Source organism: Butyricimonas sp. DFI.6.44 (assembly GCF_022132345.1).
In the GTDB taxonomy this organism is placed as follows: domain Bacteria; phylum Bacteroidota; class Bacteroidia; order Bacteroidales; family Marinifilaceae; genus Butyricimonas; species Butyricimonas muris.
In genome coordinates, this window is record NZ_JAKNJD010000004.1 from 284,179 (window position 1) to 304,161 (window position 19,983).

12 protein-coding genes are annotated in these 19,983 nt (G+C 42.6%); all 12 read left to right on the top strand.

The annotated features are described in order from the left end of the window. Positions 1 to 5 precede the first annotated feature (5 nt). Positions 6 to 1,613: a PKD-like family lipoprotein gene (locus L0M98_RS07685; protein WP_227215317.1), complete on the top strand. Its 1,608-nt coding sequence runs from the start codon at positions 6 to 8 to the stop codon at positions 1,611 to 1,613. 160 nt (positions 1,614 to 1,773) lie between these two features. Further along, complete coding sequence (locus L0M98_RS07690) at positions 1,774 to 2,706, top strand: ABC transporter ATP-binding protein (RefSeq protein ID WP_099290340.1); 933 nt, start codon at positions 1,774 to 1,776, stop codon at positions 2,704 to 2,706. Between the two features lie 16 nt (positions 2,707 to 2,722). Continuing rightward, positions 2,723 to 5,023 carry a Gldg family protein gene (locus L0M98_RS07695; RefSeq protein WP_227215316.1) on the top strand — a complete coding sequence of 767 codons (2,301 nt, stop codon included), beginning with the start codon at positions 2,723 to 2,725 and terminating at the stop codon, positions 5,021 to 5,023. Position 5,024: 1 nt separating this feature from the next. Then, on the top strand, positions 5,025 to 7,328 hold the full coding sequence (locus L0M98_RS07700; protein ID WP_227215315.1) for a Gldg family protein: 2,304 nt from the start codon (positions 5,025 to 5,027) through the stop codon (positions 7,326 to 7,328). 39 nt (positions 7,329 to 7,367) lie between these two features. Next, the gene (locus L0M98_RS07705; protein ID WP_099290343.1) at positions 7,368 to 8,288 is read left to right on the top strand and encodes an ABC transporter ATP-binding protein; all 921 of its coding nucleotides are present in this window, start codon (positions 7,368 to 7,370) and stop codon (positions 8,286 to 8,288) included. A gap of 18 nt (positions 8,289 to 8,306) precedes the next feature. After that, a complete protein-coding gene (locus L0M98_RS07710) occupies positions 8,307 to 10,601 on the top strand; it encodes a Gldg family protein (RefSeq protein WP_099290344.1) in 2,295 nt (764 codons plus the stop codon). A gap of 179 nt (positions 10,602 to 10,780) precedes the next feature. After that, complete coding sequence (locus L0M98_RS07715) at positions 10,781 to 11,338, top strand: RNA polymerase sigma factor (RefSeq protein WP_099290345.1); 558 nt, start codon at positions 10,781 to 10,783, stop codon at positions 11,336 to 11,338. A gap of 90 nt (positions 11,339 to 11,428) precedes the next feature. Next, the gene (locus tag L0M98_RS07720; RefSeq protein ID WP_227215314.1) at positions 11,429 to 12,604 is read left to right on the top strand and encodes a FecR family protein; all 1,176 of its coding nucleotides are present in this window, start codon (positions 11,429 to 11,431) and stop codon (positions 12,602 to 12,604) included. A gap of 188 nt (positions 12,605 to 12,792) precedes the next feature. Next, complete coding sequence (locus tag L0M98_RS07725; protein WP_370645621.1) at positions 12,793 to 16,290, top strand: SusC/RagA family TonB-linked outer membrane protein; 3,498 nt, start codon at positions 12,793 to 12,795, stop codon at positions 16,288 to 16,290. A gap of 12 nt (positions 16,291 to 16,302) precedes the next feature. Continuing rightward, positions 16,303 to 17,832: a RagB/SusD family nutrient uptake outer membrane protein gene (locus L0M98_RS07730; protein WP_227215462.1), complete on the top strand. Its 1,530-nt coding sequence runs from the start codon at positions 16,303 to 16,305 to the stop codon at positions 17,830 to 17,832. Between the two features lie 12 nt (positions 17,833 to 17,844). After that, positions 17,845 to 18,804: a hypothetical protein gene (locus L0M98_RS07735; RefSeq protein ID WP_227215313.1), complete on the top strand. Its 960-nt coding sequence runs from the start codon at positions 17,845 to 17,847 to the stop codon at positions 18,802 to 18,804. 90 nt (positions 18,805 to 18,894) lie between these two features. Continuing rightward, positions 18,895 to 19,980, top strand: a complete 1,086-nt coding sequence (locus L0M98_RS07740; protein ID WP_227215312.1) for a TlpA family protein disulfide reductase — start codon at positions 18,895 to 18,897, stop codon at positions 19,978 to 19,980. Positions 19,981 to 19,983 lie beyond the last annotated feature (3 nt).

Below are 19,983 nucleotides of genomic sequence, written 5' to 3' on the forward strand. Positions count from 1 at the left end.
TGGATATGAAAAGATATTTATTATATATGCTGTTGACTCTTTGGAATGTGAGTTTCTTTACAGCGTGCTTTGATGATAAAAGTACGGATGCAGATCATCCGATTCCGGATATTGTGATAGATACTACTGGAATACCGGAAACATTAAAAGTCGTGCAAAATGGTCGTTTGAGTATTCCACCGAAAGTTACACGGGATAATGGGGATAATTCAGATTTGTCATATAAATGGATGTTGAACACTATCGCGGATGATAATCCGAATTCGGGTGCAAAATCTCATTATATATGTATAGGGGAGAAGCAAGCACTGGATACTACCATATTTTTGCCTCCTAACGAAACGTCTTATTTTTTATGGTACCAAGTTACGGATAACAAAACACAATATCGGCGGGATATATTGTGGAATGTACTCGTGCAATCTGCTTATAATGAGGGAATATTAATTGTGGAAACGAAAGACGGGAGAAATACTGATTTCTCTTTGATCGAGGGAAAACAATTTACCGAGGGGTGGACTGTAGCGGATAGAATCAGCTATGGTTTATACAGTTCCGTAAATGGTAGTGCTATGGAAGGTTTGGTTAAACAAGTGTGCCATTCGTATAATTCAAATTCTCAAGTGAAATCAAAACGGTTTTATTGTATCGGGGATGATTTTTATACTTTGGTGGATGGTTTGGAATATGAACTTGTGGGACGGAATTTTGAAGTGATTTATGATAATACGCTCACTATGAAACCGGAGCAGGTATTTTATAGTGGCTCTAATGTGGTTTGGGTAAATGATGGAAATATTTATCCTTTTTCGGTTAGTTTAGCTCGGGATTATCCGAATATTCAGATTCCGATGAAGTACGCGGTGCAAGAAGGGGAGGTGCAAGTGACGAAAACTTCCAAGGTGGATAAATGTGTGGCATTTACACACCAATCTACTAATTCCAGTTCGGCTTGGGGTGTGTGGTATGATAAAGAGGGAGGGCGTTTCTTGTGCCAAAAGAGTGGTCCTTATGTAAAAAGTAATATAGAGACTTTAATATCTGATGCAGAAAGACCTTTTGATCCGAATAATGTACCGGGATTGGAAACCGTGTATGCTGCCATTGGAATGGATGATAATTTCTTTATGGTGATGAGAAATACGACCACTGGTGCTTATCAGATTTACGTGATTGAGCGAACTACTTCCAAGGCAAAATATCTCTATGATATTCCGGGAAAGGAGATGGATGATGCTGTGGGCTATGTGGTGAGTGAAGATGGAAACGTGGTATATTTTGCCACATCAACACAGATTTACGCTATTGTGTTGGGTGGAGTGTCACCCAAAGTAAATCCGCTTCATGCGATAACTTCCGGGCAAATTACTCATTTTTCAATGTTCCGGCAGGCATGGTACTTGATGAATCCTCAATTATATGTTTCCGGAGTCGGGTATAAGACGCCGATTAATACGCACGAGCATTTGTTGTTGGTGGGTGTGTGGGACGGTAACGAAGGGACTCTTTATTCGATTCCGATCGTGAGTCCTAGTGGTGGAACGATAGATGTGAATGGTATTAAACCTTATACTGGGTTTGGAAAAATTTTAACGGTCGTTTCTCAACAGTAGAATTTGTAGTGTGTTTGATTTAGAATGAATTCCCGTCGGTGTTGACGGAAGGTGTTTTTGGGACTTTCCCGAAAGACCGACGGGGTTCTTTATTTATACTCGTATCGGTTTTGACCGGTATGATATGGATGTATTGTGTTTGTGAATTACTAAAAAAATTATGGAAAAAGCAATTGTAAAAGTAGAACATTTATCCCATCGCTATAGTGCGCAGTGGGCAATTCGGGACATTAATTTCGAAATTAATCAAAAGGGTGTAGTCGGGCTGTTAGGCTCTAACGGTGCAGGAAAATCGACCACGATGAATATTATTTGTGGCGTGTTGAATCAGACGGAAGGAGAGGTGTATATTAACGGAATCAGCTTGAGTGAACATCCGGTAGAGGCGAAACAAAATATTGGTTTCTTGCCGCAAAAGCCGCCTTTGTACGGGGATCTGAATGTTGATGAATATTTGACGTATTGTGCTAATTTGAGGTTAATGGACGAAAAGCAGGTAAAGACAGCCGTGGAAGAAGCGAAACGAAGATGCGGGATCGCTCATTTTAGTCATCGTTTGATACGTAATTTATCCGGAGGGTATCAGCAACGCGTGGGAATAGCACAGGCTATCGTGCATAATCCTGCCTTTGTTGTGTTGGATGAGCCCACGAATGGATTGGACCCGAATCAGATTGTCGAGATCCGTGAGTTGGTTAAAGAGATAGCTAAAGACCGTTCTGTTTTATTGTCCACGCATATTCTTTCTGAAGTACAGGCGACTTGTGATTATATCCGCATGATTGAGAACGGGCAAGTCGTGTTCAGCGGAACAATAGATGAATTTGATAATTATATCGAACCCGATACGTTTGTGGCAGAGTTTGAAAATAAGCCTATTGCGGAAGAATTAGCTAGAGTGCGGGGAATAATTCAGGTAATTCCATTGACAGAGAGCAGATTCCGGTTCCGCTTTGAAGGGGGGCGTGATGTGATGCAGCGGGTAATTGAAACAAGCGTGGCTAATGGATGGGGATTGAGTGAGATTACCTTGGAGAAGATTTCTTTAGACGAGATTTTTGCCCAGCTTTCCGGGAAAAGAGAAAATAAATAATTTAGAAAGGAAGCGTATGAAAGTAATATTTAAAATAGCCAAGTCGGAATTGAGTATGTTGTTTTATTCTCCCGTGGCTTGGTTGATTCTGGTGATTTTTACTTTTCAGGCCAGTATGGCTTTTTCCAATTTGTTTAGTGATCTGGTGGTAGATCAGGCTATCGGGAATCGCCTTTGGGATGTGACGGAAAAAGTGTTTTCCAGTTATCGTGGGCTTTTGTCCCAAGTGCAACAATACTTGTATCTTTATATTCCTTTGTTGACGATGGGGTTGATGAGTAAGGAACGTAATAACGGGTCTATTAAACTTTTGTTTTCTTCCCCGATCACGAACACCCAGATTATACTCGGGAAGTATTTTGCCATGATGATTTATGCCTTGGTATTGATTGTAATTTTGTTCATGTACGCCATTTTCGGGATGTGTACGATAAAGGATATGGATGTGCCTTACGTTTTATCCGGTTTATTTGGGCTTTATTTGTTGACTTGTGCTTATGCTGCTATCGGGCTTTTTATGTCGAATCTGACTTCTTATCAGGTTGTGGCGGCAATGTGTACATTAGGGTTATTAGCCGTGTTGAATTTTATCGGAGGGGTAGGACAGGATATTCCTTTCTTGCGGGATGTAACGTATTGGTTGTCTATCCGGGGACGTTCCAATGAATTGATCGGTGGTTTGATTTGTAGTGAAGACGTGCTGTACTTTATTATAGTAGTGGTTCTTTTCTTGATGCTTTCTATATTGAAATTGATGGGGGAGCGGAAAAAGACTTCCCGGAAGATTGCCATCAGCCGTTATGTCGGGGTGGTTGTGTTTGCCATGTTTTTAGGATATTTATCTTCACTTCCGGCATTGATGGGCTTTTATGATGCGACGGTTACAAAACAGAGAACGTTGACGCCTAATAGTCAGGATGTGATGAGGCAATTGAAAGGGGGATTGAAAATAACGACTTATGTCAATTTGCTGGAACCCAATTATGCAACAGGGTTGCCGCAGAATATAAACAAGGATAAACGGCTTTTCCGACAATATCTTCGTTTTAAACCTGAGATGAAGATGAAGTATGTTTATTATTACGATAAAACGGAAAATGAATCTCTGGATCAACGTTATCCTTTATTGAATGACCGGGAAAGAGCCCAAGAGATCGCGAGTGGGTTGGAGTTGAATTTTAAAATGTTTCTATCCCCGGAAGAAATAAAGAAACAGGTTGATTTGTCCGAAGAGAGGAATCGTTTTGTTCGTCTTATAGAACATGAAAACGGGCAGAAATCTTTTTTACGGATATTTGACGATATGTCTCGCCAACCGAATGAGAAGGAGATAACTGCCGCCATGAAACGTATGGTGGTTCCGGCGATGCAGGTGGCATTTCTCAGCGGTCACGGGGAAAGGGATATCGACCGGAAAGGCGACCGGGGGTATTATGTGATTTCACAGGATATTACTTATCGGGAAGCGTTGATAAATAATGGTTTTGATAGTTATAAATTATTTTTGAATGACGGGCAGAAGATACCGGAGAACACGGGTATTCTGATTATTGCAGATGTGAGGCAACCCTTCGAGCAAGAGGAGTTAGATGAGATCCAGCGTTATATCGATAGGGGTGGAAATTTGATTATAGCCGGGGAGCCTGATAAACAGGAAATAATGAATCCTTTATTAGCTTCTTTGGGAGTACGGTTCATGCCGGGGCGGTTGGTACAGGAGAGCGAGGATTTCACTCAGAATCTGGTTTTCGGGAAAATTACTCGGGAAGCGGCGGATATATATTCTCGGTTTCGTTGGATGTTGCGCTGGAATTATCGGGTGCCGATGCCTGATGTCGTGGGTTTGGAATACTCTACGGATGCTGGTTTTGACGTGATGCCGATATTGGAAACGGATTCAACCGGGTGTTGGAATGAGTTGGAAACGACTGATTTCACGGAAGGTAAAGCGGTTCTCCATGCAGAAGCGGGAGAGAAAGAGCAAACGTATGCTTTGGCTCTTGCGTTGAGCCGGAAAGTAGGAGAAAAGGAACAACGGATATTCGTTATGGGAGATGCAGATTGCTTTAGTAACGGAGAATTTTTCATGAAGCGGAGAGGTGTGAACACAGAGAATCAAATTTTACCGAATTATGTGTTCTTTTGGTTATCCGGTGGAGAATATCCGATAGATACAGCTCGTCCCAATTCTCCAGATACGAAAATTTATATGGGATTGGAGGGAATCACTTGGATGAATATCGGACTCATGGGATTGTTCCCGCTTGCGTTGGCAGTTTGTGGTATTGTAATATGGGCAAAAAGAAGGAGAAAATAATATGAAAACAATCTATAAAATAGCGAAGAACGAGCTGAGTATGCTGTTCTGTTCGCCGATAGCCTGGTTAATACTTGTGATCTTTATTTTTCAAGTCGGCATGGAGTATGCGGATGTGTTGACCTCGGACTTGCAGGCTAAGGCTACCGGGTATAGTTTGATGGATGAAACAGCCAGTGTATTTTCTGGTATATGGGGGTTGTATTCTAGGGTACAAGGCTATCTTTACTTGTATATTCCTTTACTGACGATGGGTATTATGAGCCGGGAATTCAGCACGGGGTCAATAAAATTGTTGTTTTCTTCGCCTATCACGAATAAACAGATTGTATTGGGAAAGTTTTATGCCTTGATGGTTTATGCTTTATTTTTGATCGGGGGATTGATATTAACGGTACTTTTCAGTTGTATTATTATAAAATCGATTGATTTTCCGTTGGTATTATCCGGGTTGTTAGGATTGTATTTGTTGACTTGTGCCTATATTGCCATTGGGCTTTTCATGTCGAGCTTGACATCTTATCAGGTTGTTGCGGCGATGGGAACGCTTGCCGTGCTCGCTGTGTTGAATTTTATAGGTGGGGTAGGACAGGATATTGCATTGGTGCGGGATATTACCTATTGGTTGTCTATTTCCGGACGTTCAAGGGAAATGATTAACGGTTTGATATGTAGTGAGGATGTTTTATATTTTCTGATCGTGATCGTATTGTTTATCATGTTGACAATTCTACGATTGCGTTTTGACCGGAAAAAAGGTTCTCACGCCATGCGTGTCGGATGGTATACATTGGTGGTCGGTGGTGCTATGTTACTGGGATACGTGAGTTCTCGTCCGGCTTGTATGACATACTATGATACAACGGCGATGAAGTCGCAGACTTTGACCCCGAATAGTCAGGCGGTTATGGAGAAAATGAAAGGGGGATTAACGATCACGACTTACGTGAATTTGTTAGATGATAATTATTGGAATGCTTTGCCCCGTTCCGTGAATGACGATTTCAAGCGATTTAAGCAATACGTGCGGTTTAAGCCGGAGATAAAGATGAAATACGTTTATTATTACGATAAGACGGATAATCCGACTTTAGATAAACGTTTTCCGGGATTAAGCGATAAGGAACGGGCACAGGAGATTGCCAAAGGAATTAGAATGAAGTTTGATAGATTGTTATCACCGGAAGAGGTACGGAAACAGGTGGATTTGTCTTCAGAAGAAAACCGTTTCGTGAGGTTGATAGAAAGAGAGAACGGGCAAAAGACCTTCTTGCGGATTTTTAATGATATGTCAAAACATCCTTCCGAAAGCGAGATTACTGCCGCCTTAAAAAGGTTAGTTGAAGTTTCTCCCAAGGTTGCTTTTTTGATTGGTCATGGCGAACGGGATATTTACCGGGGGGGAGATGCCGATTATTCTACTTTCACGAAAAATCCGGCATTCCGTCATGCGTTGATCAATCAAGGGTTTGACACGGAATCTCTTTCTTTAGCAGATGGCAGAACGATACCCGAGGAGATCAGTATATTGGTTATAGCTGATCCACGGGAAAAATTGACCGAATGGGAAAAGAGCGAAATTAACCGTTATATTGCTTCTGGACGGCATTTGTTAATTGCGGCTAAACCGGGTAGACAAGCGATACTGAATGAAATAACGGAATCGTTTGGTGTTCATTTTACGGACGGCATTTTGGTTCATCCCAGTGAAGATTTTGCACCGGATTTAATACAGGGACGTTTTACTCTTGATGCAGAGAGTTTTTCCGGTAATTTAGCTTATTTGAGCCGGAATAATTATAAAATTACCGCTCCGGGGACGGTGGGGATTGTTTGTCGTCTGCCAGAAGGTTTCGGAATGCTTCCTTTGGTTGCAACTGATAGTGTCGGGAGTTGGAATGAAAAAGAAACAACCGATTTCGTGAATGAGGTTCTTGAATTCAATCCGGAAAAGGGAGATGAGGAATGGAATGGACAACCCATTGTGTTAGCCATGGGGCGCCATATCGGAGGAAAGGAACAGAAAATCATGATATTGGGGAATGCGGATTGTTTGAGTAATGGGGAACTGGTAAGAGCAAGAAAAGACGTGAAGTCTGCTAATTTTAATTTGATTCTTGAAACGTTCCGGTGGTTCACGAACGGGGAGTACCCTGTTAATACGAACCGTTCTTACGGAGCGGACAATGATCTTCGCATGGAATACAAGGATTTGATCTGGGTAAAGGTCGGTTTTATGGGAGTATTGCCTTTGTTGCTGGTAGCGGCGGGGATTGTCGTTTGGCTCAGACGTCGGGAAAAATAAAGAAGTATAAGGGATGTATCATATAAATCATGTAAATTTATGAAAGAACCAATCGTGAAAGTCGAGAATCTATCTCATCGCTACAGTATTCAGTGGGCTATACGAGATATAAATTTTGAGATAAATCACCACGGGGTATATGGTTTGCTTGGGTCAAACGGGGCGGGTAAATCAACCACCATGAATATCATGTGTGGTGTGTTGAAACAGACTAGCGGAAATGTTTTCATCAAAGGTATCGATTTGCGGAAAGATCCCGTGAAAGCTAAAATGCACGTGGGATTCCTTCCGCAACAACCGCCTTTGCACACCGATCTAACCGTGGAAGAATATCTGGTGCATTGTGCTTTCTTGCGTCGTCTGTCGGGAAAAGAGGTTGATCATGCCGTGCGGGAGGTCATGGGGAAATGTGGTATCTCCCACTTTAGACGTCGTTTGGTGCGTAACCTTTCCGGGGGATATCAGCAACGTCTTGGAATAGCTCAGGCAATCATTCATAATCCGGATTTTGTCGTGTTGGATGAGCCTACGAATGGGTTGGACCCGAACCAGATTGTGGAGATCCGTCACTTGGTGAAGGAGATTGCGCAAGATCGAACTGTGGTACTGTCGACACATATCTTGCCGGAAGTGCAGGCGACCTGTGATTATATTCAGATGATCGAGGAGGGGCAGATGGTATTTAGCGGAACGGTTGACGATTTTGATAACTATATTACTCCGAATTCTTTGATTGTGTCTTTGGTTGCTCCTCCGGTTTTGGATGAATTGAAGAATATTCCGGGTATTTGTGGGGCGGAAGAGTTAGGAGGACATCGTTTCCGGCTTCAGTTTATTGATGCGCAGGATATTACTGAACGAGTCGTAGAAACCAGTATGGCAAGAGGATGGCGATTGACGGAGATCAATATCGAACGTAGTTCCTTGAATGCCATATTTGCCGAGTTATCCAAAAAGTAGAACTTATAAGAAAAAAATATGAAGATGATATATAGGATTGCCCGGACGGAGATGCAAACTTTGTTTTATTCGCCCGTGGCGTGGTTGATTATTGTGATTTTCACGTTTCAAGTGGGAATGTATTTTTCCGATATATTCGGGGGAATGGTTCGGAATCAGGAATTAGGATATACATTACGGAGTGTAACGTTGAACGTGTTCTCCGGTCGGTTCGGGCTGTTCACGGAAGTGCAGCAATATCTCTATTTCTATATTCCTTTGTTGACCATGGGGTTGATGAGCCGGGAGTTGGGGAGTGGTTCCATTAAATTACTGTATTCTTCTCCGGTGACGAATATACAAATCATTTTGGGTAAGTTTTTGTCCATGATGTTTTATGGTTTGATATTGATGTTCGTCCTGTTTATTTTTGGTATTTATGGCGTTTTCACGATTAAGATGATAGATTTCCCGGTAGTTCTATCCGGATTACTGGGATTATATTTGTTGACGTGTGCTTATGCTGCTATCGGGCTTTTTATGTCGAGTTTAACTTCTTATCAAGTCGTTGCGGCAATGGGGACGTTAGCGGTATTAGCTGTGTTGAATTTTGTCGGGGGAATGTGGCAGGAGATGGAGTTCGTGCGTGATATTACTTATTGGCTGTCTATTAACGGTCGTGCGGCGGAATTTATCAATGGGTTGATTTGTAGTGAAGATGTTCTTTACTTTTTAATTGTAATCGCTCTTTTTCTCTCGTTGGCTGTATTGAGATTGAAATCCATTCGTCAAAAAAGTTCTGCAGTTATTTCTTTCGGGAAATATATGGGGGTAATTTGTCTTGCCATGTTTTTTGGGTATTTGAGTTCTCGTCCGAACTTGATGGGATTTTATGATACGACCCGTACTAAGGTGAGAACATTGACGCCTAACAGTCAGGAGATCGTGAATAAAATGGAAGGTGGGTTGACGATCACGACTTATACCAATTTGTTGGATGAGTATTACACGGTTGCTTTACCTCGTTATGTGAATCAAGATCTGGATCGTTTCAAGCAATACCGGAGATTTAAGCCTGAAATTAGAATGAAATACGTGTATTATTACGATAAGGCGAATAACCCGCAATTGGACAGGCGCTTCCCGGAACTGAACGATCGGGAACGGATGGTAAAGACGGCTAATTCATGGGATCTGGATACGAATATGTTTTTAACGCCGGAGCAGATTCGGGAACAAATAGATTTGAGTCCCGAGGGGAATCGGTTCGTGCGTCAGTTGAAGCGGGATAACGGGCAGCAAACTTTCTTGCGGATATTTGATGATATGTATCGCCATCCTTTCGAGAGTGAAATCACGGCTGCTTTCAAGCGGCTAGTGATGCAACTTCCGGTTGTCGGGTTCATTAAGGGACACGGGGAACGGGATTGTGTTCGGGAAGGTGACAGGGATTATAATCGTTTTGCCCAAGATAAACCGTTCCGGTATTCACTGATTAATCAAGGATTTGATTTTGAGGAAATAACTCTTGATAAAGATATTCCGGAACATTTGGCGATATTGGTGCTTGCCGATGTAAGGACTCCTTTCTCCGGGGAAGAAATGCAGCGACTGAACCGGTATATCGAGAAAGGTGGTAATATTTTGATTGCAGGGGAACCCCGCAGGCAGGAAATCATGAATCCGATTATCCGGTCACTAGGGGTGCAATTTATGCCGGGACGATTGGTTCACCCGAGTGAAAATTTCCAAGCTGATTTTATTATCGCCAGACCGACTTCCGAGGCGGGAGAGTTGTCTTATATTTTTAAAGATATGATCGATCGGGAAAGAGTGTTGACAATGCCCGGTTGCACGGGCTTGGAATACATGGAGGACAAAGGGTTTCATGTAACACCGCTTTTTGCCAGCGATACCGTGGGGTGTTGGAATGAAGTGGAAACAACGGATTTTGTTGATGACACGGTACGGCTTAATCCTGCTGTTGGAGAAGTGGAACGGACGTACGTCACTGCTTTGGCTCTTTCCCGGAAAGTGGGAGATAAAGAGCAAAAGATTGTCATTCTAGGCGATGCGGATTGTATCAGTAACGGGGAGATCAGTATCAGTCGTAAAAACGTCAGGGCGGCAAATTACTCGTTGGTCAGCGGGTCATTCTTCTGGATGTCCGATGAAGAAGTGCCTATTGATGTCCGGCGCCCGACGGCACCCGATAATGCTGTGAATATCGGGGATACGGGAATGTATATTTCTAAGATTGGTTTCATGGGATGTTTACCGGTAGCCTTGGCGATCTGGGCTATTTTTATCTGGGTGAGAAGACGGGGACGCTAGAGTAAACAGAAGCGAAATATTATTGTAGTGTGTTATTAAGTCTAGTGTTGCGTATAGACTTGCTTCTTGATAAGAATCGTATAAATATAAATTATTTATGCGATTCTTTTTTTGCTTATTATCACTTGATGATTTTTTCTATCTTTGTAAGCATATTAGTATTTTATAAAAGGAACATTATGGAGAAATCCTTGAGAGCATTGCAGAATGGTGACGAGAAAGCCTTTCGATTGCTATTCGATGAATTCTATACTGCACTTTGTTTGTTTGCCGAACGTTATCTTGGAGAACGGGAGGCGGCGGCTGATGTGGTACAGGAAGCTTTTGTAAAATACTGGGACCGTCACGCTGATTTTGACAATTACTATAAAATAAAGTCGTTCCTTTATGTGGTCGTTCGTCATGCTTGTTTAAATCAACTTCGAGATAGGCTCGAGAGAGTTGAGATAGAAGAGGGGATGGCTATTGAATCGGATGAATTTTTTCAAGAGCAAATGATGGAGGAAGAGGCGTATAGAGTATTTTATCGTTCTATAGAGGAATTGCCCCCGCAAATGCGGAGTGTCATTCATTATGCTCTGGAAGGATTGAAGAATTCTGAGATTGCTGAAAAAATGGGCGTATCCGGTCATGCCGTTCATGCGTATAAAAAGGAAGCGTATAAAAAACTGAAGGAGAGCATGAAAGGGCATTATTACTTGTTGGAAACCATTTTCTTTATTCTCCTGAATAGTTAATAAATAATAAAATTTCAAAGACCGACATACCCTATATCCTGTTTCTTGTGTTGTAAGGGAAAGAGTGAGATAAAAATCTTTACACGAGAAATGGATAAAATTTATTTTGATATCGCGATTTTAGTTGGGAAGTATCTGGCAGGAAATTTGACAGAGGAGGAACACGTGCGTTTGAATGATTGGCTGGTTGCTTCCGAGCGGCATAGGGAATGGTTCAGGAAAGTGACTTCAGAGGCTTACAAGCGGGAGAAAGGAAAAGTTTCCCGTGCTATAGACATAGATGCCGGATGGAAAGGTTTACAGGTAAAACGTCTTTCCGGGCGGCGTAGGATGCGATGGATTCGCTTGGGGAAATATGCCGCTGTATTGTTGCTTCCTCTACTTGTGATTGGGGTGATGTACTTGCAGCTGCACGAGAGTGGTTCTGGAATGGAGAGTGTGGAAACAATCGCATCCGGAACTCGCAAAGCTTATTTGATAATGGGCGACGGTACTTCCGTGTCCATGGAGAATCAGCAACAGCGCCTGTTGGAAGAGAAAGACGGAACTAAAATTAATGTGCAGAAAGAGCATATCACGTATGAAAACGCGATTGATAATAAAAAGAGTGCTCTAATCTATAATGAATTGGTTATCCCGCGGGGAGGGGAGTTTTCATTGACACTGTCTGACGGTACCGTCGTTTATTTAAATGCGGAATCAAAACTTCGTTTCCCCGTGCAATTTGATGGTAATAATCGAATCGTGGAACTCGAGGGAGAAGGGTACTTTCAAGTAGTTCATGACGAGAATGCCCCGTTTGTCGTGAAAACTGCCGGTATGAATATACAGGTATTAGGAACGGAATTTAATGTTTCCGCTTATACTGAAGATACTGTAATTCAAACTACTCTAGTGAGTGGTTCTGTGCGGGTTTCCTCGAATGATAGTGATAAAACAGTCGTGCTGAAACCGGGAGAACAAGTTGAATGTAGTCGTCAGGGAAATGGTTTACAAGTGAGAGATGTCGACGTGAGTAGCGTGATTGCATGGAAAGACGGGCGGCTTCGTTTTGAAGAAAAACCTTTGTGCGAGGTGATGAAGAGCGTGGCTCGTTGGTATGATGTGGAGGTCGTGTATTTGGATGAAGAGGTAAAATGGTATCCTTTCGGGTGTAATTTTAATCGTCATTCTACCATAGAGCCTTTGCTGAAAGTGTTTGAAGCCACGGGAACGGTGGAAACCCGTGTCGAGGGACGAAAGATATTCATAAAGAAACAAAAATAAAACGGAAGGTGGTGGCACACCTTCCGCTCACGGCACTTCATGTTGAAGTACTGTAATTTAAATAATAAACGTTCAAAGCTATGAAAAAAAATCATTGGTTTCCCTATCCTTGGGGAATAAAAATGAAGTATGTGTTACTGTTTTGTCGAGTAACCTTATTTCTATGTTTGTTTTGTCCCGGATTGATAATGGCACAAGAGCAGAAAAGTGTTATTAATCTCTCCATGAAGGATGCGACTTTGAAAGAGGTCATCTGGAATATCGAGAAGCAATCCGGTTTCGTGTTCGCTTACAATGCCAATGATTTGGCAAAAGTGGGCAAAGTGAGTGTGGACATTAAAGAAAAAACTGTACCGGAAGCATTGGATATTTGTTTGAAAGGTACGGGACTATCTTATGTCGTGCAAGAAAACATCATCGTGATTAAGCAAAAGGAAACGAAGGCTGCCAAGATTGAAAAAGTTACGGTTCGAGGAAAGGTCGTGGATAAGGACGGTGCGCCTCTACCCGGGGTGACTATTTTAATCAAGGGTACTACCGTGGGTGTTTCCACGAACGGGGACGGACAATACGCTATAAGTGTCGCGAAACAGGATAGCCTTGTCTTTGTGTTCTCGTTTATCGGGCTGAAGACCAAAGAAGTCAAGTGGAACGGACAGGAAACATTGAATGTGGTGTTGGAGGAAGATTCCCATGTTATGGATGAGGTGGTGGTATCGACGGGGTACAATACTGTCAACCGCAGGGATATGGTCGGTTCCTACACGAGCGTGAAAGCCGCTGATGTCATGATGCCGGCGTATAACTCGATAGACCAGATGTTGCAGGGGCAGGTCGCCGGTATGGTGGTGATGAACACGAGCTCCCGGGTGGGAACAACCCCGAAAATCAAATTGAGGGGAACAACGACTATTTTTGGAAACCAAGCCCCGTTATGGGTGGTAGACGGTATCGTACAGGAAGACCCTCTGGAGTTGGAAACCGCGGACGTTATGACTCAAGACCTGAAAGACATTGTGGGTAGTCAGATTTCTTGGTTGAACCCGATGGATATAGAAACGATTACCGTGCTGAAAGATGCTTCAGCCACGGCTGTTTACGGTTCAAAGGCTTCTAACGGGGTAATCGTGATTACCACCAAGAAAGGAAAAGCAGGCAGGTTGACCGTGAACTACACGGGCAACATGACTATTAACACTCGCCCTAATTACGGGATGTTCAATTACATGAACTCCAAGGAGCGGGTGCAGTTCTCGCAAGACGTGTATAATGCCGGAGTGTATTACATGGAAGAACCGATAACTCAGCCGTATACTTACGAGGGAGCCATGAAAATGTATTTGGCGGGTGATTTAAGTTATGATGAATTCATGAAAAGAAAGACTTTTTTGTCGACGGTGAATACGGATTGGTTCGATTTGTTAACCCGTTCGGCTGTCAGTCATAGTCATAACGTGAGTTTGGCAGGAGGTACTGAGGCGGTAACTTACAATGTTTCTTTAGGGTATAACAACACGTTGGGACAGGAAATCGGAAACTCCAACGAGAGAATGACCGGTCGGGTAGCGGTGAATATACGCTTACACGAGAAAGTGCGTTTGGATGCTAGTCTAAATGCAACTTCCAGTACAACAAAGGCTTTTGGCGAGGAAGTGAATCCGATGTCGTATGCCACGACAACGAGTCGTTCCATCCCGGCTTATGATGAAGAGGGGAATCCGGTATATTATCAAAAACGGGCAACTTATCTATACAATAGAAGTGTACAGAGTTTGAGTTACAATTTTATCAATGAACGGGATAATAGCGGCTCTACCAACAAAAATTTGCATGTATCTGCCGCCCTTAACTTCAGGTGGAATATATTGGATTGGTTGAGTTATGAATTTACCGGGGGATATACGGCCTCGAACACGAACGGGGAAACTTATAACACGGAGAGAACGTTCCGTGTGGCTTGGAGGTATCGCGGGTATGATTATGGAGCGGCGGAACCGAACAGTTCATTATTTAAAGCGGCACTTTTACCTTTCGGGGGTGTGTTGTTTACCACGGATGCCACGCAACGTGCTTATAATATCCAGAACAAAGTGTTAATATCCAAATCCTTTAACGAGGACCATCGTCTGAATGCCATGCTGGCAATGGAACTTCGTTCCTCTGCTGTTACCAACAATGCTAATAAAGTATGGGGATATATGCCCGACCGGGGAGAAACTCTGGTAAGACCCACGCCGCCGGATGAATTGCGTCCCTTGAGTAATGCTGTTTCCGGTTGGGGAATACTGGATGAAATTTATGGGACAGGATGGACGCGTACCAAGAATACGGATAATTACCTTTCTTTCTTCGCGACAGTGGCTTACTCGTTGAAAAATCGTTACGTCTTTAATTTCTCGATGCGAAATGACGAGTCCAATCGTTTCGGGCAGGACGTGAACAATCGGTTTGACCCGACATATTCTTTCGGTTTGTCTTGGAGAGTGATGGATGAGCCGTGGTTAGCGGGAATAAAGAATTGGTTAAACAACTTTAACGTTCGTGCCACCTATGGAATACAGGGAAACGCGATGACTAAATTGGGACCGGATTTGACATTAAGACAATATGGCATTCTTTCGGTTTATAACCAGCATTATTCTAAAATCTCCGGTTTGCCGAACCCGAATCTTTCTTGGGAAAAAACAAAGTCTTGGGATTGGGGTGTGGATATGACCTTGCTTAATATATTTGATGTTGTGGTTGATTATTATAGAAGAAATTCGAACGTTATTGTCACCCAAGATTTGCCTTCCGAATACGGAATGTCGAATATGAAAATGAACGGGGGAAAAATAACGAACGAAGGAGTTGAGTTCACGGTTAGCTTCACCCCGGTAAGGACTAAAGATTGGGCTTTAAGTATCGCGTTGAACTCTTCAAAAAACTGGAATAAAACAGGAAAAGAAGAATACGAAGCCACAAGAGATGAGTTACTTGCCGGTAATAGCGAGAAAATCTTGAAAAAAGGCTATCCGGTGGGAGGTTTTTGGTCTTATTCTTTTGCCGGGTTAAGCAGTGAGGATGGTCGCCCCTTGTTTAATTATCTTGATGTGCCGGAATCCGAAAGACATTCCGGGGTAGACCCGACTACTTACTTGGTGTATTCCGGTACGAAAGAACCGAATTTCACCGGGGGATTGAATTTCAGTTTACGTTGGAAGACGTTGACACTTTCATCCGGTTTCTCCCTGTTGTTAGGATGCAAAAAACGTTTGCCTTCTCCATACGCCAATATACCTAATGGAGCGAAAATCCCGGATTCGGATGTGAATTTGAGTAAGGATTTAACCAAACGTTGGAAGAAACCGGGAGATGAAAACTACACGAAAATCCCCGGATTGGTGACAACGCTGAGTAGTAATGTTGTTTTACCGAATGGTTCGGAGGAACAATGGATGAGAGTGTGGGAACAATCTGATGCTTTGGTGGCGGATGCTTCATTCTTGCGTTGCAGGCAATTGTCATTGTCTTGGCGGATTGGCGAAGATTGGTGCAAACGGATGGGGTTGAAGACGCTTTCCTTGAACGCCACGGTTTCAAATTTATTTGTTATAGCAAGCAAGCGCTTTAACGGTTTTGACCCGGAATTGGGGGATAGTGTGCATCCGAAGAATTATTCCGTGGGAATTAATATTGGATTTTAAAAATGTAGGATGATGAAAAAGTTATTGATAATATTATGCGCGGGTTTATTAGCCGCTTGTTCGGATTTCTTGGAACCCAAATCGCAAAGTGAATATATCCCGAGAGAAGCTGCCGCCTTGAATGAAATGTTATTGGGGAATGCTTATATACAAGCGGCAGGAGGGGACGAGGTCATGAATCTGTTGTTGATGTTCGACGATGATATCATGTGTTCGGATTCGGCAGGTGCGATAAACACGATGGTGATGACGGGAGATGATTTTCTGTTATTGGAGAAACTTTACGCGTGGCAGCCGGACATTTTTATACAGGAAGGTACTTTGATGTATCAATCCCCTTGGGACTGGTTCTATTCTTATATCTTGGGAGCGAATGCGGCGTTGGATTACATTGATGGAGTTTCGGGAACCGATGATGAAAAAAATATCGTGAAAGCTCAGGCTTTCGCTTTGCGCGGTTACTATTATTTCCAGTTGGTAAACATGTGGGGAGCTCCCTATAACTATGACAAGAAAGCATTGGGGGTACCTTTGAAAGTGACCAGTGCGTTGGAAGCGAAAGAACTTCCACGAAACACGGTTGAAGAAGTGTACGCTCAGATTTTGGCGGATTTGAATGAAGCCGAGAAATCATACGAGAAATTGCCCAAGGAACAACAATACCGGAAAGATTACAGAACCAGTTTACCCATGGTGCAATTATTGAAATCCAGAGTTTACCTGTACATGGAGGATTGGAAAAATGCGGCTATTTACGCGCAGAAAGTGATTGATGATTGGGATTTCATGTTGACAGACCTCAACTCTTTGCCCCAGAAAACGACGGCACAACCGTATTATAATTTTATTTCGCAAGATTGTTCGGAAGTGATTTGGGTGTTCGGGAAGATAGATAAATTTGTGAATTTAGTGAAGCAGACAATGATATTTCCCGACCCTTATAAACCGGGACAGAACTTAGAAACTAATTTCTTTAATGCTTCTTCCGGGTTGCTTGACGCTTTCAAAGCCGGGGACCTTCGGAAAGAGAATTATATCGTGCGTTCTCCTTACACCGATTCCAAAGATAACCAGCATCTTGGCGGATACGCCCCTTACGGGAAATTTGCGGTGAACTATGCCCATGAACCTATTAGCAACACGAACTTCGCTCACGCATTTCGGTTGGCGGAAGCCTATTTGAATTTGGCAGAGGCTGCTGCGTTGGATAAGGATGAGAAAACAGCTAAACAAGCATTGGAAACATTGTTGGAGAAGCGTTTTGTGCCGGGCACAGTTTCGGTGACGGAAACGGGAAACGCATTGATTGAACGTGTCCGTTTGGAAAGACGGTTGGAATTATGTTTCGAGGGACATCGTTGGTTTGACCTGCGTCGCTACGGGATGCCGGCCATCACCCACGAGTGGAAGAGTAACGGACAGGTTATCAAGCGTTACACGTTGAAAGAAAAAGACCCGTTCTACACGTGGCCTATCCCGCAGGATGTGATGGAAGATAACAGAAAGTTGGTACAAAATCCGTTACCGGAAGTAAGAAATTAAAGAGAATATGCTATGAAATGGAGATATTATTTATATAGTTTGTTAGGCAGCGTCTTGTTTTTTTCCTGCTATAATGAAGATACATTGACAGACGACGCGAATGGCGAAGATTTAGTTCGATTTGAATTCCCTCAAGGCACGAATTCGTGGGATGATGACGTGGTGGCAATCAAAGAGAAATTCAACGTGTGTATTATTTACAAGGATTTTCAAGCGTCTGATTTGAATCGGACGTGGACGGGAACTATTGGAAGCCAGACCTATTTTGGCGAGGGATTAAAGAGTGATGAACAGGCGGAGTTCATGATTAGTTTCATGAAAAACCATGTTTTTGCCTATCTGAACCCGGCGATTACTCAAAAGGTGTTTCCGATGTATTATTACATGGTTTATGATTGTCATGCTCCATTCGTGTTTGGACCTTACAATTTGAAAGCACCCATGAAAAATATTTTTGACGGGATGGATTACTGGTCGCTTTGTATGTTTTACGGGGAATCGGACCCCACGTCGGATATGTTCTATGGCAGACTTGAAACTCCGGAAACCCCGGAAGATTTTTGGGAGTGGAGAGGAGTTATCTTGTATAAAATTTTAGAGAAAGCCTATGAAAAGGGGAATATAATTATGCCGGAAGAATTTCAAGCAGGGATAGACTATAAAACAGAGGTTGAATCCGACCCGGGAACAGAGGGAAATCCCAATTATTACGCTAAACGAGGTTTCCCCGGTTCATCGGTTTCTTTCTTAAGGCTGGATGCGTTGAAGAAGATTGAATACACCAACCCGAGTAAGAACTTTTTCGCTTACATACATTTGGGTATGAGGTACACTTCGGAAGAACTGGAAGCAAAGCATCCGAAAGCAAATAATCCCTTGTTGTGGGAGAAACGTCAATATGTTCTTAATTACATGAAGACTAAATACGATTTGGATTTGGAGGCGATAGCTAAAATTCCGGCTATGAATTAATTATCAAAAAAATATTTCAAATAATGGAACTGTCTAACGTTTCTCTTGTTAGACAGTTTCCACTCTAGTATTGATTAAAAAATGTATTGTATGAATTATTGGTATGTAAATTTACTGGGACTACTCTTTTTTATTTTCCCGTGCAGCGGGAATGCTCAATCCCGGACTTCATTGCAAGATGAGGTAATCAAAGAATGGAACAACTACAGTCTTGAGGGAGCCACCGTAGAATCGATTTTAAAGCAGAGAGCGGCTGTGGAGAAAACGATTCTTGCCCGAGACAAGAAAGATGAAATGGCACGTCTTGCCAATCAAGTGAAGGCAATAAATCTGGTTGCCGATTATTATAGACAACACAGGGACGCCGGTGTGAATAAAAGTGCGTTACGGAAAGTATTGAAAGGCGTACGTTTTGATTCGCGGGAGTTTTTGGCACTTCCCAATCTTGAAAGAAACATAAATACTTATTTCAACGTGAAAGCCTTGGCGGACGGTTACGAGGCATCCCGGATTTTAGGCGATAAACGGGATGAATTGGAGTACGAAAAATACAAACAAATACTGGAATCCCGAAATTCCGATTTGATATTGTCTTATTTCGCGGGGATTAGGAGTGATTTTATTCTCAACTACACGGAAGCATTGAAAAAAGCCCGCCCCCTATTCGAGCAATATATGCCGGAGGGAGAATTAAGGCGCTTGGTGATGGATTTGTATGCCGCGAAGGAACGTTTGAGTTCGGGAAAGGATGCTCCTCTCTTTACTTTAATAGACTATAAAAGACAAGAGCACTCTCTTCAAGATTTCAGGGGTAAAATATTGATAATCGACGTGTGGGCGACTTGGTGTGGAGGATGTATCCGTAAATTACCTTATTTTATGAAAGTCGCGGAGAAGTATAAAGACCGTGCGGACGTGGAATTTATCACGATATCCATTGACGAGGAGGGCAAATTCAATCATTGGAAATACTCTTTGCCAAGATACAAATTGTTAGGAGTTAAGAATTTGATTGCCTTCCCGAAATCGACACCCTTTCAGGACGATTATGACATACACGGTATTCCCCGGTATATCATAATAGATAAAGACGGGAAAATAATTGATACCGACGTTCCCGGTCCGGGTAATGGTTTCGAAGAATTTGTGGATAAATTATTAGGTAGTTCAATTTAAGCG

What these genes read in the sequence shown, in the direction of transcription:
- L0M98_RS07710 (WP_099290344.1), top strand. Translation starts at nt 8,307, where the DNA reads ATGAAGATGATATATAGGATTGCCCGGACGGAGATGCAAACTTTGTTT.
- L0M98_RS07740 (WP_227215312.1), top strand. Translation starts at nt 18,895, where the DNA reads ATGAATTATTGGTATGTAAATTTACTGGGACTACTCTTTTTTATTTTC.
- L0M98_RS07695 (WP_227215316.1), top strand. Translation starts at nt 2,723, where the DNA reads ATGAAAGTAATATTTAAAATAGCCAAGTCGGAATTGAGTATGTTGTTT.
- L0M98_RS07720 (WP_227215314.1), top strand. Translation starts at nt 11,429, where the DNA reads ATGGATAAAATTTATTTTGATATCGCGATTTTAGTTGGGAAGTATCTG.
- L0M98_RS07685 (WP_227215317.1), top strand. Translation starts at nt 6, where the DNA reads ATGAAAAGATATTTATTATATATGCTGTTGACTCTTTGGAATGTGAGT.
- L0M98_RS07700 (WP_227215315.1), top strand. Translation starts at nt 5,025, where the DNA reads ATGAAAACAATCTATAAAATAGCGAAGAACGAGCTGAGTATGCTGTTC.
- L0M98_RS07690 (WP_099290340.1), top strand. Translation starts at nt 1,774, where the DNA reads ATGGAAAAAGCAATTGTAAAAGTAGAACATTTATCCCATCGCTATAGT.
- L0M98_RS07705 (WP_099290343.1), top strand. Translation starts at nt 7,368, where the DNA reads ATGAAAGAACCAATCGTGAAAGTCGAGAATCTATCTCATCGCTACAGT.
- L0M98_RS07735 (WP_227215313.1), top strand. Translation starts at nt 17,845, where the DNA reads ATGAAATGGAGATATTATTTATATAGTTTGTTAGGCAGCGTCTTGTTT.
- L0M98_RS07715 (WP_099290345.1), top strand. Translation starts at nt 10,781, where the DNA reads ATGGAGAAATCCTTGAGAGCATTGCAGAATGGTGACGAGAAAGCCTTT.
- L0M98_RS07725 (WP_370645621.1), top strand. Translation starts at nt 12,793, where the DNA reads ATGGCACAAGAGCAGAAAAGTGTTATTAATCTCTCCATGAAGGATGCG.
- L0M98_RS07730 (WP_227215462.1), top strand. Translation starts at nt 16,303, where the DNA reads ATGAAAAAGTTATTGATAATATTATGCGCGGGTTTATTAGCCGCTTGT.